Consider the following 13,251-nt stretch of genomic DNA (forward strand, 5'->3'; position numbering starts at 1 on the left):
CTATCGTTCGAGATGACAAGTGCCTTAGCAAGGCAGTAACAACGCTGAAAACATGCTTTCGTAATTTGCAGCAATACAGAATTAAGCTCTAACTCCTCCTCTTTAATTCAATCACCGTAATCTCTGGCCATATCCCTAACCTACCCGAAAAGGCCAGGAAGCCAAAACCACGGTTTACATATAGTTGACGCTTGTTTTCGACCAGTAAACCCGCCCAGTCGAGGTAACGGTATTTGACCGGGCTCCACCTGAACTTATCTGTTTCGACACCAAACTGGGCACCATGGGTATGACCCGATAACGTTAAATGTACTAACGAAGGATGGTGGCGTACCTTTTCCTCCCAATGCGTAGGATCGTGAGACAGGAGTATTTTAAATTCATCGGGAGCTACACCTTGCATAGCGCGGTCTAAATCTCCTATCTGGATAAAACCTCTCCCCCAGTTTTGTACACCAATTAGGACAATTTTTTGCCCATCCTTTTCCAACCTTACATTTTCATCAAGTAAAAGTTTATAGCCCAGAGTTTTATGATGAGCTTTAAGTTTTTCGAGGTTAGCGGCTTTATCTGCATCGCTGCGCCACTGCACGTAGTCGCCGTAATCATGATTTCCTAAAACAGAGAACTGCCCGTAAGGTGCTTTCAACTGGCTAAAATGACCTATGTAAGGCTCTATCTCCGAAGCTACGTTATTTACCAGGTCGCCGGTAAAAACGAACAGGTCAGATTTTTGGGCTTTAGCCAGATCAATGCCCCGCTGCACAGCCTCTGCATTATCAAAACTTCCGGAGTGCACATCCGAGATTTGCGTAATGGTAAAACCATCGAAGGCTTCGGGCAGATCATCAAAATACAGCGTATGGCGGTGTACCTTATAATCATACTTACCCTTGAACATAGCGTATAAGAACGACGTGAACGGAATAGCTGCTACCAACACCGCGGTCTCGCTTACAAAACGCCTGCGGGCAGGTACATAGCGCTTGCCATTAACCGGTGTTTTACGCCCGGCGTTAATAAGTCCGGCTACCAGGCGGTAAATATCTCCGGCAAATAATACCAGCACAAAAAACACCTTGGTGATCAATAGTGTGATAAAGATACTGAGCAGCCATTGGTGATAGGTGGTCATGCCGGGTGGCTTACTGCTGCTTTTTAAACTAAGCATTAATAATAAAGTAACGCCTATTGATATGATCCAGTAGCTGGCCAGCACAATACGCCTGGTATTTTTGGCAAGCCGCGGCATTAAGCTGCGTAAACCCTGGTGAACATACAGGTCTAACAGCAGGCTAATACCTGCGAGGATAAGTGTAAATTGCAGAATGCCGTGGCGCATGTGGTTATATTAGTGTGTGTAGGCGGTGAATATACGACGTAAGCGTATACGCCTTGTGTTATTTGTTAGCCTATTTCAACAATGGCAGCGGGCTATTGTTGCGTATGTGTAAGCTTTAAAAATTAATTGACCCTGCCCTTACTCAAAATATTACTTTTGCGACATGAGCACCGATTTGAAAGACAAGTACGACAGCATAATATTCGACCTCGACGGCACCCTTTGGGATTCGACCGTTAACGTAGCCAAAGCATGGCAACGGGCTAAAGAAGAGCTTCCGTTTGTAAAAGACGATGTTACTCCCGAAATTGTAAGTTCTATAGCCGGCATGGCCTATGATGCTATTTTTGAAAAGCTGGCGCCTTACCTGAGCGAAGAAAAGAGGAACGAATTTAAAGCCCTGAGTGCACGCTACGAATTAAATATCTTAAACACCGAGGGCGGCGAATTATACCCTGGCTTGGTGCCTACACTTAGGTACCTTAAAACGAAGTACAAGCTATTCGTGGTAAGCAATTGCCAGTGCGGTTATATTGAAACTTTCCTGAACCTGAACGATCTTAACGAAACGTTTATGGGTCACCAATGTTACGGTACTAAAAGCCAGCCCAAGTTTCAGAACATTATAGATGTGGTGCACGACTTTGAACTGACCAAGCCTGTATACGTTGGCGATACACAAGGCGATTATGATAGCGCCACCAAAGCTGGTGTACCCATGATATTTGCCGCTTACGGTTTTGGCGAGGTAAACGGTAAGCCCATAGCTACCATTAACCAGTTAAGCGACCTGAAAACCATCATGTAATTACTGATCGACTTCATATTTTAAACGATGTTCTTTTATCATTTGCTGATAATCGGCGTCGTTTTTTGTTTTTTGCCAATAATCATAGAATACTCGGGCTGATGCTGCCTTAACTTCATCAATAACCTGTGGCAGCTGTTCACGGCCATGAGCGCCACTTTGTCCTTTTTTATCATCGGGTACCGGCCCCTTGTATTTCTTACCACTCTTATGGTTAGCATAACGCCTTGAACGGGTGTAACCCATTTGCAAGAATTTACGCGCCATATCCATTCCTATAAAATCATTGGCTGCTTTATAGTCTAAGAATTGCCGATAAATGTGTTTAGCCGAAGTGAGCGCTATTTCCGGATCTTTGAAACGCCAGTGTGGCAAAATTTCGCTTTTGTAGGGTTCTACCAGTAATACGCCCTGCTCACCTTTGCCAATAAGGTAGAGATGAGGTTGCTCCCTAAAATTAATTTTATCGAAAGCAAGTGTGTAGTCGAACGGCTTTAATGGCATAGCTAATTAAGCTCGTTAACCAAAAGTTGTTTAGTTGCAGGCGTTCTTCTGTTCACTATTGCGTTAGCATAGTGCCCGGGGTTGTAAAATTTACGGCTATTCAACACAAATGAGCTTAATATTCAGCATTTTTGCAATTGCAATTCCATGAATTTATTAACTCAAGATACCATTGTAGCCCTGGCTACACCTAACGGAACGGGTGCCATTGGCGTTATCCGCCTTTCGGGCCCTGATGCGCTTGCCATAGCCAACAGTGTTTTTAAAGGTAAAAATCTTACCAAGCAGCCATCGCATACTATACACTTCGGCACCATAACCGACGGTGACCTGGTTTTAGACGAAGTTTTGGCTTCGCTGTTCATAGCCCCCCGCTCCTATACCCGCGAAAACGTGGTGGAAATATCCTGTCATGGTTCCAATTACATTATCCAGTCCATCATAAAATTACTCATACGCCATGGGGCACGCTCAGCCAAACCGGGCGAGTTTACCTTACGGGCGTTCTTAAACGGTCAGTTCGATCTATCTCAAGCCGAAGCCGTGGCCGATCTGATCGCTTCCGACTCTAAGGCGTCGCAACAGGTGGCCTTGCAGCAACTACGCGGGGGTTACAGCACCGAACTGCAAACCCTGCGCGAGCAACTGGTGCACTTTGCATCGATGATAGAACTGGAACTTGATTTTGCAGAAGAAGATGTGGAATTTGCCAACCGCGGACAATTAAAGCAGCTCATTCATGACCTAACCCGTGTTATAGGCAAACTCATTCAGTCGTTTGAGCTGGGTAACGCCGTTAAACAAGGCATTAATACCGTTATTGCAGGCCGACCAAATGCGGGTAAATCTACCCTGCTGAATGCCTTGCTAAATGAAGACCGCGCTATTGTGAGCCACATAGCCGGTACCACGCGCGATACCATTGAGGAGACTTTGAATATTAACGGTATCAATTTCCGGTTGATAGACACTGCCGGCATTCGCGAAGCTACCGATGCTATTGAACAAATTGGTGTTCAGAAAACGATGGAGAAAATCAGCCAGTCGGCCTTGCTGCTATACGTGTTCGATGCCGAAACTATTCATCCTGACGAATTACAGCAAGACATCAATGACCTGTATAAGCCCGGCATACCGGCGCTCATCGTGGCTAATAAAATAGATTTGTCGCCCGGCTACCTGGAAAAATTTAAGCCCCATTTACCCGAAGGCAGCACCCTTATTGCCATATCGGCTAAGGAAAAGCTGCATATAGATGAGCTAAAACAGTTAATTTACGACCAAACCATACAGGGCAAGCTGAACGGCAACGAAACACTGGTCACCAATATACGCCACCTCGAAGCTCTCCAAAAAACAGAGCAAGCCCTCATCAAAACCCTGCAAGGCATCGATCACCAGGTAACCTCCGACTTTTTAGCCATGGACATAAAGCAGGCCCTGCACTACTTAGGCGAAATTACCGGTGCCGTTACCACGGATGACTTGCTGGATAATATATTTTCTAAGTTCTGTATCGGCAAGTAATCATCTAAGTACGGGCGCCTAAAAGTATAAGCATCAACCGATGCTTCACTGTAAGCACTTAAATAAGAATTACAGTTTTAAATCTTGAATTGAAACTGCTTACACGCTTTTGTGTTACCTTTATATAATTGGTGATACATTACTATGGACAACTGTTTTTAGTAGTTTATTGTTAAACTAACATCTAACTAAAAAGCACTACATCATGAGTAAAGATAAAGGCAGCAAAAATGTAAAGAAAGCGCCAAGCGCCGAAGGCAAAAAGTCATCTTCTGATTACCAGTCGGGTAAAAAATCTACTTCCACCACCGATTCGGGTGCCGGTAGCAAAAAGAAATAATTATAATTTATTGTAATTACAAGAAACGCTAATGTCGCTTTAAGCTGGCATTAGCGTTCTTGTGCGTTATATTGACTATTGCATAATAGTCGGGGCAAACATCTCGGTTTGCCACAAAATATTAATCACAACATGGAAAAAGAAAATAAGAGCGAAGATTTTAAGATAGAACTGCGAACCCTAACCAAAGACGATTACCTGGGCCTTAAAGCCTCTATGGTTGAAGCTTATTCAGAATGGGAAGGTGCTTCTTTTTGGGGCGAAATGCATATTGGCAAACTGGTAGAGATCTTTCCTGAAGGGCAAATATGTATATTGGTCAACGGTGCAATTGCGGGTTGCGCGCTTTCGTTAATTGTTGATTACAGCAAATTTGGGGATAACCATACGTATGCACAAATAACGGGTAATTATACCTTCGGCACACATAACCCTGATGGCGATGTACTTTATGGTATAGATTTTTTTGTGCACCCCGATTTTAGGGGAATGCGAATAGGCCGAAGGCTTTATGATGCCCGCAAGGAAATTTGCGAAAGGCATAATCTGCGCGCCATTATTGCCGGCGGACGCATACCTAAGTACAAGGAGTATGCAGATAAACTTACACCCAAAGAGTACTTGTTGAAAGTAAAAGGTAAGGAAATTCATGACCCTACCCTATCTTTTCAACTGGCCAATGATTTTCACGTGCGTAAGATCTTGAAAGGATACCTCCCCGGCGACACGCAATCGCTGGAATATGCATCGTTGCTGGAATGGAATAATATCTATTATAACGAAGAAGCCCAACACATTAATTCTAAAAAATCTATCATTAGGTTAGGCTTGGTGCAATGGCAAATGAGGCCGTTTCCGGATATGGAATCGCTGTGTGAGCAAATTGAATTTTTTGTGGATGTAGTGAGCGATTATCAAAGCGATTTTATCTTATTCCCTGAACTGTTTAATGCTCCCTTGATGACGGCCTACAATCATTTGAGTGGTGCCGATGCTATGCGTAAAATTGCCGATTTTACCATTCCTTTGAGAGACAGGTTTATTTCATACGCCATTAGCTACAACATCAACATTATTACCGGCAGCATGCCTTACCTCGAAGATGGCATCTTGCAGAATGTAGGCTTCCTTTGCCGTAGAGATGGCTCTTACGAAATGTACCGCAAAATTCACCTCACTCCTGCCGAGAGCAGCGCCTGGGGTATGGTTGGCGGCGATATAATTACCACTTACGATACCGATTGCGGTAAAATAGGTATCTTGATTTGTTATGACGTGGAGTTTCCTGAACTACCGAGGCTCTTAGCCGACCAGGGAATGCAAATACTTTTTGTACCTTTTATGACCGATACGCAAAATGGCTACACCCGCGTGCGCAGTTGTGCCCAGGCCAGGGCTATTGAGAACGAATGTTATGTGGCCATTGCCGGCAGCGTAGGTAATTTGCCGAAGGTACACAACATGGATATACAGTATGCTCAATCGGCAGTATTTACCCCTTCCGACTTCTCTTTTCCAAGTAATGGCATTAAAGCAGAGGCGACACCTAATACCGAAACTACTTTAATTGCCGATGTGGATGTTGACTTATTGAAAGAGCTGCACAGTTTTGGCGCCGTAAGAAATTTAAAAGACCGTAGGTTAGACGTTTACAAGATTGTAAACAAGAGCAAGAAATAATTAAGCGCTCTCTGTAACACAGCAAAATTATAAAACCCCTGATAAATTCTTTTACCAGGGGTTTTCTGTATGCAAGCTTTATTTTAGGTACTGTAATGCACTTACCGTGTAAGTTTTACCTTTTTGTGTAGTAAAAGTGCTGATATAGCCGTTCTGTGTTTTTTTAGATGAAATTTTAACGCCTGCTATCTTAACAGGATCAACGGTGCGTAAAACACAAGTTCCTCCAGCTATTGATTTTAGGGTAGCAGTTTGTAACTTTTTGTTTTTCCATTTCATGCCTATCTCAAAATTACCTCTCGCTTTAAGACCACTTATTGAGCCTTCGGACCAGGCATCGGGCAGTGCAGGCAACAGACTAATATCGCCCAAATGGCTTTGCAACAGCATTTCGGACATACCCGATAAACTTCCAAAGTTACCATCTATCTGGAACGGTGGGTGCGCATCAAACAAGTTTACGTAAGAGCCGCCACCGTTGGCATACTTAGTGCCCGCTTCGCCGGTGAGGTGTAAAATATCACGTAGCATTTTATAGGCGTGGTTACCATCTAACAAACGCGCCCAAAAATTAATTTTCCAGGCCAGGCTCCATCCTGTACCTGCATCACCACGCATTTCTAACGTTTTTTTAGATGCTGCGGCAAACGCTGGTGTAGTAATAGGCGATATCTCGCGGCCCGGGTATAAACCAAACAAGTGCGATACATGGCGGTGATGCGGATCTACATCCTCCCAATCTTTATACCACTCCTGCAGGTTGCCTTTTTTGCCTATATGCAGCGGGAAAAGCTTGGCGCGTTTGGCAATAATAAGATTACGGAAGGCAGTATCCTCGTTTAGCTCCTTAGAAGCATCAATCAAATTGGTAAACAAATCCCAGATGATCTCCATATCCATGGTAGTCGCTATAGAAACTACCCCTTTTTTACCCTTATCATCAATAAAGGCATTCTCGGGCGATAATGAAGGTGCAGTTACCAGGTAACCGTTTTTATCCTCTACCAAAAAGTCGATACAAAATTCAGCAGCGCCTTTCATAAGCGGATAAGCGGTTTCTTTCAAAAACTTTTTATCATGCGTAAATTCGTAATGCCACCACAAGTGCTGGGATAACCATGGCGATCCCATAGTCCAGTTAGCCCACATAGGGTCACCATTACCAATATCGCCCACCGGGTTTGATAAAGCCCAAATATCACTGTTATGGTGTACGGCCCAGCCACCGGTATGGTAAAATTGTGCGGCCGTTGTTTTACCGGTCACGGCGGCATTTTTAATAAACCTGATGAATGGCAAATGCAGTTCGGAAAGATTGGTAACCTCGGCAGGCCAATAATTCATTTGTGCATTAATATTGGTTGTGTAATTTGAACTCCAAGGGGGTCGTATCTCTTTGTTCCAAATACCTTGTAAATTTGAGTTTACGCCGCCTCCTTCGGGCCGCGAACATGAGACGAGCAGGTAACGCCCGTATTGAAAGTAAAGGGTTTCGAGCTGAGGATCTTTAGCACCCTCTGCATAACTGATCAGCCTTTCATTCATGGGCAAACCGGCAACGGTATTATCAGCCGGAACAGCCAAGTTAAATTTTACACGGTCAAAGTAATGGTGAAAATCGGCAACATGTGACTTGTACAATACCGGCCAGCTTTTTTTGATGGCGGCGTTCAAATAATCTGATGCTATCTTATTTTCATCCTTCCCTTGCGAATCGGGGCACTTATCAAAACCATTAAAGCTGGTAGCTGCCGAAAGATAGATCATAACCTCCGTAGCATTAGCAATATTTACGCCGCTGGTATCGGCTGTCACAGTTCCACCGGTATTAACCGCTTTAAGGCGTAGCTGGTAACGCATTCCGCGGCAGCCTGCCGTATCAGCCTCTGTAATGGGCCCGTTAGCCGTACGTACATAATTAGGGTCAATGTGCGACGGCGCTTTGCCTTTCATAGCAATTTCGCTATTGCTTATCACAACGTTAGTATACTTGTACGGATTTTGGGTTTTGAGCTTTAAACTTAATTGCCCTGGTTTATCAGCGGTTAAGCGTACTACAATTACCTGGTCTGGCGCCGAACTGATAACCTGGCGAGTATAAGTAACACCATCAATAGTAAAACGCGTGGTAGCTACGGCATCTTGTATATTAAGATCGCGGTAGTAAGCAGATGGTTGTGCATCTTTAAACTTCTGACTGATCTTGAGGTCGCCGAGCGGGAAATATGACTCGGAGTAGTATCCTTGCATACCTTTCGCATATTCGTTGGCTTTACTGTAATCTTCTTCTTCAAAAAGGGCTTTACGTGCCAGCAGCAGGTTACTGTAAGCATTGGGGTTAACGTTGGTTCTAACAGGGCCGCCCGACCACAGCGTGCCTTCATTAAGTTGTAGCAACTCCTCGTTTACTCCGCCAAAAATCATAGCACCTAAACGGCCGTTACCAACGGGCAACGCAGCCGTCCAAACCTTTGCAGGCGTTTTATACCATAATTTTTGAACAGGTTGTGCCATTGCCGCAAGAGATAGCAGGGCGAGCGGAAACAAGAGTAATTTTTTTAACATAAGTTTATGATGAGCATTTAGAGCCATCCTTACATGATTTTACACATTTAAGAGATAACATTTTGTAATTGGTTATTCAAAGAAAGATAATATGCTACACAACTTTTGAAGATTATTAGCATAGTCGTAAGTTATATTAGCACAGATTGCTACATTTACTTTTATCAGCGTAAATTACCCGCAATGAAACCGCAACTATTAAAAATAACCCACGAACCGATATGCTCTTTCAGCGTGCGGCAAGATCTGGTTCCAAACATTAATAGCAGGTGGCATTATCATCCCGAAATTGAGTTGATACACTTTCACAAAGGTAGCGGCACTCAGTTTATTGGTGATACCATTAAGAAATTTAACCCCGGGGATATTGTATTATTAGGCAGTAATTTGCCTCATTACTGGATGTTTGATGAGGAATTTTTGGTCGACGATCATTCGGGCGTGAGCTTTTCTACAGTAGTGCATTTTCAGGAGAACTTTTTGGGCGAGGCTTTTTTGCACATACCCGAATGTAAACCCATCAGGCAGCTTTTAGATTTTGCCAAAAGAGGCGTCCTAATTCCTAAAGAACATTCGCTGTACTTAGGTGCGCTTATAGACCAAATACACGAGGTGCAAGGCATTGCACGGGTTACCAAACTAATTGAATGCATGGCGGCCATTGCCGATAATGATAACCTGGAGTTGTTGTCTTCGCTTGGTTTCAGGTATCATGAGCATGATCAGGAAAGCCAGCGACTAAATCTTATTTATAACTATACGCTCAAAAATTTCAGGAAAAAAATAGAGCTTAAGCAAATTGCCCTGATTGCAGGCTTGATACCCAGCTCGTTTTGCCGCTATTTCCGTGCAAAATCGGGTAAAACTTATAACCAGTTCCTAATAGAGATCAGGGTGGGTTATGCCTGTAAACTACTGTTAGATAATAATCAAAGTATTAAACAAATATGCTTCGAATCGGGGTTTAATAACTTCTCCTGTTTTCATAAATGCTTTAAAGCAATAACCGCGTACACACCACAACTTTATAAAGAACATTACACCCGCAAGGTAAATCCTAAAATAGCGGTTTAACATTGTAGGGCAGGTAATAACTTAAAAGGGCCGGTATTAAACCAGCCCTCTTTGTTTATTTCCTTTTGCTCCGCAATGCGGTAAACAGTATAAAACTTACCGCAGCCATGGCAACCGTTTTTTGAATAAGCGCTTTTCGGTTATATTTCCAATCGGCGGCAATTCCTCTTTCGGCCGGGATGTTAGGGAAGTGGCCTTCTTTAATATCGTCAATTATACCCTCAACCACGTTAATGCGGTCGGCCAATAATAGAGGCAGCCAATGCCCGTAACTCGACTCGCTGAACTTAAAAGCATACCTACGCAACACACCGCTTAAACCCGATGGCGGAACCGAAGTACCGTTAACCGCGCTGAGCGTAGGGCGCTCGTTAGATTTTAAGATTTCAACCGTATACTGCTGCAAAGCCGGGCGCTGCCAGTTAATGCGGTTATGATCATCGCCAGTGTACTTTTTCATGGGATGAGTGGGCTCATTGGTAGGGTCGGCATCTACCCCCCAGCCTTTAATGTGCTTATATTGATCTGCTATATTTTCCATAATAATTTCTCCTGATTTACTTTTTAGCCGTTGACGGTATTAAAACCGGCTTAAGGCAATTATCTAATTTTGAGGTGAAAATATGATACGCATCGGCCACCTCTTCTAAAGGCACGCGGTGAGTAATTAATCCTTTCGGATTTAGCCTTCCCTCTTTTACATGCTCAATAAGCCTCGGCAACAAACGCTTAACCGAAGCCTGGTTAGCCCTTACTGTTAACCCTTTGTTAAGTACGTTGCCTATAGGCACCAGGTTGTCAGTGGGTCCATACACTCCTACAATGGATACGATGCCTCCTTTTTTAACTGAGTTGATGGCCCAGTGCAACGCTGTAGCTGCTCCGGCCTGTAACATCAGTTTTTTACCGGTTATAGTTTGCAGTGCGCTACCTGTAGCATCGGCACCTACAGCATCAATACAAACATCGGCACCAAACCAGTCGGTTGTTTTTTTGAGGAAAAGCACGGGGTCACCCATGTCTTCGTAGTTATAAGCCTCACATTGGGCATACTCTTTGGCAAATTCGAGGCGGTAGTCCAACTTATCAATGATAATTACCCGGCCAGCTCCAAATAGCCAGGCGCATTTAGCAGCCATAATGCCTACGGGACCTGCACCGAATATAACCACTGTATCGCCGGTTTTAATACCGCCCATTTCGGCAGCCTGGTAACCGGTGGGTACCACATCGGTTAATAATACGGCATCGTCATGGTCCATCCATTCAGGAATAACGGTGGGGCCAACATCTGCGTATGGTACACGGGCATATTCGGCCTGGCCACCATCGTAACCTCCTGCGGTGTGCGAGTACCCAAAAATACCGCCAACAGCCGTAGCCTGCGAGTTAGATTCGTGGCAGTTACCATAAAGTTCCTGTTTGCAAAAAGCGCATTCGCCGCAGGCAATGTTGAAGGGAACGATTACATTATCGCCCACTTTTAATTTGTGTACATCGGGGCCAATTTCTTCAACCACGCCAATAAACTCGTGCCCAAAGGTAGAGCCCACCCTCGTATCGGGCACCAAACCATTGTATAAATGGATATCAGAGCCGCAAATACAGGAACGTGTAACACGCACTACGCAATCTTTAGGATGCAGTATTTCGGGCATTGGCTTTTCGCTCACACGCACCCGGCGGGGACCGCGGTAATTCATTGCTAACATATATTCTTTTCTTTTAGGAGGTAGTTTAATCTTTTATTAAACTAATAACCTAATAAGAAAATAATTGTTTAGTTTAATTAAACAAATTAGTGCTAAACAATGATGAAAACATTGATTAGAATTACGGAACAACGCATATTGATACAGGAGGCCAATGTATTAATCATTCCTCGGCAGTCCGGCGCCTGATGATGAGTTTGCCGCTCTTGATCATTTTTTGTTCCTGCGGAGAAAATGCAATGCGTCCGCCAAAATCCTGTACCCAAAAACGATTATGCTCGGCCACGCCTATCTCTTTAAAACCCGGGTTCATCAAATTTTTGCAATGGCCGGGGCTTTCAAACCAGCCTTTGCTTACCTCTGCAATGGTCTCTTGCCCCTGTGCTATGTTTTCGCCAATGGCAAAGCTCTTATAGCCATCGTATGTGTAGCCCGCAGCCATAATGCGGTCTCTTATCGTGCGCCCATCTTTACTGGTATGGCTAAAATATTGGCGCTTGCTCATGTCGCGGGCATGGTCTTTTGCGGCATCGGCTAAGTCATCGTTCCAAACCAGCGGAGGTGCGGGCGGCATGTACATATTACCGCATTTGCAGCCCTTTTGCCTAACTTCATTTATACGGCTCAAAAATTCTTCTTCAAAATTATTGCTCTTGATAATATGTGGCGTGTAACCGGCTACAAGTGCAGAAGCTGCGATCACAGCTGTAATTATTTTTAATTTTAGCTTATTCATATCTATCTGTTTGATAAGGCCACATCTTCTTGGTTTAATTACCTGAGAATAAAATCTTTTATCCATTCCCAGCTATCTATTATTCGGTTAATAAATATTTTGAAAAATATATAATATCATGTAACCTTAATTGTATTTTTATCGTTCAAAGCAGTACATTAACATTATAGCCCATTCATATTAGCCCATGTTTACTGTCAATAATATCATCATTACGTTTTTTGCCGCCGGCATGGTTGGCGTTACTATGATCACTGTTTACCTGAGCATGCAAAGCAACAAGGTGCAAAATATCATGAAGCAAAATAAAAACGTGGTACCGTTGCTGCTTCATAAGTCAACACAACACAAATTCAACGCCATTCATACTAAATTACCTAATGTTCCAAGTATACATCAGGAAAAACTTAGTTTAACGTTGGAAGAACTGGTTTATAATTTCAGAAATGAAACTATTTGCATCAGAAAGTATAATCAGGGTTTAGATTACGTAATGATGAAGCTGAACGAACACTGCTAATTTTTGGATATTTAAGAGGTAATGCTTTTTTTGCGAATAATACTTTTATTATTGCATGAAAAGCATTTTTTATGTCTGACGACGCCGTAATAAAACGACTTAAGGTTATTGTTAAAGAACATGGCGGACAACTGGGCCTTGCCAAGGCCATCGAGGTTGACCAGGGTTTTATTAGCAAGGTAATTAACCGCAAGCAGGAAATTAGCTATTACCTCATTCGTAAACTTTGCTTTCAGCTTAAATACTCTCCCGAGTGGCTTATTTTGGGCAGCGGCGAAAAAAAAACCACCAAAGCCGAAGGCCCCAAACTAATTACCGAAATACAAATGCTACGCACCGAAGTAGATATTTTACATGCCCGCATGCGCGCTTACGAAATACAACTGAACGAACTGCGCGAGCAAGGCTTACAACACCAGCAGCAGGTCGGCTAAATAAAGCAG

General features: G+C 43.5%; 13 protein-coding genes. 7 read left to right on the top strand and 6 right to left on the bottom strand.

What is annotated here, in order from left to right; genetic code table 11:
• Positions 1-88 precede the first annotated feature (88 nt).
• Positions 89-1,342 carry a metallophosphoesterase gene (locus IEV61_RS00825; protein ID WP_188412906.1) on the bottom strand — a complete coding sequence of 418 codons (1,254 nt, stop codon included), beginning with the start codon at positions 1,340-1,342 and terminating at the stop codon, positions 89-91.
• A gap of 163 nt (positions 1,343-1,505) precedes the next feature.
• On the opposite strand from IEV61_RS00825, the gene IEV61_RS00830 reads away from it, so the two are divergent.
• A complete protein-coding gene (locus IEV61_RS00830; RefSeq protein ID WP_188412907.1) occupies positions 1,506-2,150 on the top strand; it encodes an HAD family hydrolase in 645 nt (214 codons plus the stop codon).
• Here IEV61_RS00830 and IEV61_RS00835 read toward each other — a convergent pair whose 3' ends face one another.
• A complete protein-coding gene (locus IEV61_RS00835; protein ID WP_188412908.1) occupies positions 2,151-2,654 on the bottom strand; it encodes a DUF4385 domain-containing protein in 504 nt (167 codons plus the stop codon).
• 147 nt (positions 2,655-2,801) lie between these two features.
• Between IEV61_RS00835 and mnmE the strand changes: the two genes are divergently transcribed.
• From mnmE to IEV61_RS00845, 3 genes are all read left to right on the top strand, one after another.
• Positions 2,802-4,181 carry a tRNA uridine-5-carboxymethylaminomethyl(34) synthesis GTPase MnmE gene (mnmE, locus tag IEV61_RS00840; RefSeq protein ID WP_188412909.1) on the top strand — a complete coding sequence of 460 codons (1,380 nt, stop codon included), beginning with the start codon at positions 2,802-2,804 and terminating at the stop codon, positions 4,179-4,181.
• 205 nt (positions 4,182-4,386) lie between these two features.
• Positions 4,387-4,521 carry a hypothetical protein gene (locus IEV61_RS20660; RefSeq protein ID WP_262890581.1) on the top strand — a complete coding sequence of 45 codons (135 nt, stop codon included), beginning with the start codon at positions 4,387-4,389 and terminating at the stop codon, positions 4,519-4,521.
• A gap of 132 nt (positions 4,522-4,653) precedes the next feature.
• The gene (locus IEV61_RS00845) at positions 4,654-6,201 is read left to right on the top strand and encodes a carbon-nitrogen hydrolase family protein (RefSeq protein ID WP_188412911.1); all 1,548 of its coding nucleotides are present in this window, start codon (positions 4,654-4,656) and stop codon (positions 6,199-6,201) included.
• 78 nt (positions 6,202-6,279) lie between these two features.
• On the opposite strand, the gene IEV61_RS00850 is transcribed toward IEV61_RS00845, so the two are convergent.
• Positions 6,280-8,766, bottom strand: coding sequence for a glycoside hydrolase family 95 protein (locus tag IEV61_RS00850; protein ID WP_188412913.1), 2,487 nt, complete (start codon positions 8,764-8,766; stop codon positions 6,280-6,282).
• Positions 8,767-8,949: 183 nt separating this feature from the next.
• Between IEV61_RS00850 and IEV61_RS00855 the strand changes: the two genes are divergently transcribed.
• A complete protein-coding gene (locus IEV61_RS00855; protein WP_188412915.1) occupies positions 8,950-9,840 on the top strand; it encodes an AraC family transcriptional regulator in 891 nt (296 codons plus the stop codon).
• A 55-nt stretch (positions 9,841-9,895) separates the two neighbouring features.
• On the opposite strand, the gene IEV61_RS00860 is transcribed toward IEV61_RS00855, so the two are convergent.
• The 3 genes from IEV61_RS00860 to IEV61_RS00870 all read right to left on the bottom strand — a co-directional run bounded on the left by IEV61_RS00860 (position 9,896) and on the right by IEV61_RS00870 (position 12,288).
• Positions 9,896-10,381, bottom strand: coding sequence for a hypothetical protein (locus tag IEV61_RS00860; protein ID WP_188412917.1), 486 nt, complete (start codon positions 10,379-10,381; stop codon positions 9,896-9,898).
• Positions 10,382-10,397: 16 nt separating this feature from the next.
• Entirely contained in the window at positions 10,398-11,543 is a 1,146-nt protein-coding gene (locus IEV61_RS00865) for a zinc-dependent alcohol dehydrogenase (RefSeq protein WP_229746988.1), read from the bottom strand.
• Between the two features lie 172 nt (positions 11,544-11,715).
• Complete coding sequence (locus tag IEV61_RS00870) at positions 11,716-12,288, bottom strand: CAP domain-containing protein (RefSeq protein WP_229746989.1); 573 nt, start codon at positions 12,286-12,288, stop codon at positions 11,716-11,718.
• A 187-nt stretch (positions 12,289-12,475) separates the two neighbouring features.
• On the opposite strand from IEV61_RS00870, the gene IEV61_RS00875 reads away from it, so the two are divergent.
• Complete coding sequence (locus IEV61_RS00875; RefSeq protein WP_188412924.1) at positions 12,476-12,808, top strand: hypothetical protein; 333 nt, start codon at positions 12,476-12,478, stop codon at positions 12,806-12,808.
• Positions 12,809-12,879: 71 nt separating this feature from the next.
• On the top strand, positions 12,880-13,242 hold the full coding sequence (locus IEV61_RS00880) for a hypothetical protein (RefSeq protein ID WP_188412925.1): 363 nt from the start codon (positions 12,880-12,882) through the stop codon (positions 13,240-13,242).
• Positions 13,243-13,251 lie beyond the last annotated feature (9 nt).

Source organism: Mucilaginibacter galii (genome assembly GCF_014635825.1).
GTDB lineage: Bacteria > Bacteroidota > Bacteroidia > Sphingobacteriales > Sphingobacteriaceae > Mucilaginibacter > Mucilaginibacter galii.

What these genes read in the sequence shown, in the direction of transcription:
- IEV61_RS20660 (WP_262890581.1), top strand. Translation starts at nt 4,387, where the DNA reads ATGAGTAAAGATAAAGGCAGCAAAAATGTAAAGAAAGCGCCAAGCGCC.
- IEV61_RS00880 (WP_188412925.1), top strand. Translation starts at nt 12,880, where the DNA reads ATGTCTGACGACGCCGTAATAAAACGACTTAAGGTTATTGTTAAAGAA.
- IEV61_RS00830 (WP_188412907.1), top strand. Translation starts at nt 1,506, where the DNA reads ATGAGCACCGATTTGAAAGACAAGTACGACAGCATAATATTCGACCTC.
- IEV61_RS00860 (WP_188412917.1), bottom strand. Translation starts at nt 10,381, where the DNA reads ATGGAAAATATAGCAGATCAATATAAGCACATTAAAGGCTGGGGGGTA.
- IEV61_RS00850 (WP_188412913.1), bottom strand. Translation starts at nt 8,766, where the DNA reads ATGTTAAAAAAATTACTCTTGTTTCCGCTCGCCCTGCTATCTCTTGCG.
- IEV61_RS00835 (WP_188412908.1), bottom strand. Translation starts at nt 2,654, where the DNA reads ATGCCATTAAAGCCGTTCGACTACACACTTGCTTTCGATAAAATTAAT.
- IEV61_RS00875 (WP_188412924.1), top strand. Translation starts at nt 12,476, where the DNA reads ATGTTTACTGTCAATAATATCATCATTACGTTTTTTGCCGCCGGCATG.
- IEV61_RS00870 (WP_229746989.1), bottom strand. Translation starts at nt 12,288, where the DNA reads ATGAATAAGCTAAAATTAAAAATAATTACAGCTGTGATCGCAGCTTCT.
- IEV61_RS00845 (WP_188412911.1), top strand. Translation starts at nt 4,654, where the DNA reads ATGGAAAAAGAAAATAAGAGCGAAGATTTTAAGATAGAACTGCGAACC.
- IEV61_RS00855 (WP_188412915.1), top strand. Translation starts at nt 8,950, where the DNA reads ATGAAACCGCAACTATTAAAAATAACCCACGAACCGATATGCTCTTTC.
- IEV61_RS00865 (WP_229746988.1), bottom strand. Translation starts at nt 11,543, where the DNA reads ATGAATTACCGCGGTCCCCGCCGGGTGCGTGTGAGCGAAAAGCCAATG.
- mnmE (WP_188412909.1), top strand. Translation starts at nt 2,802, where the DNA reads ATGAATTTATTAACTCAAGATACCATTGTAGCCCTGGCTACACCTAAC.
- IEV61_RS00825 (WP_188412906.1), bottom strand. Translation starts at nt 1,342, where the DNA reads ATGCGCCACGGCATTCTGCAATTTACACTTATCCTCGCAGGTATTAGC.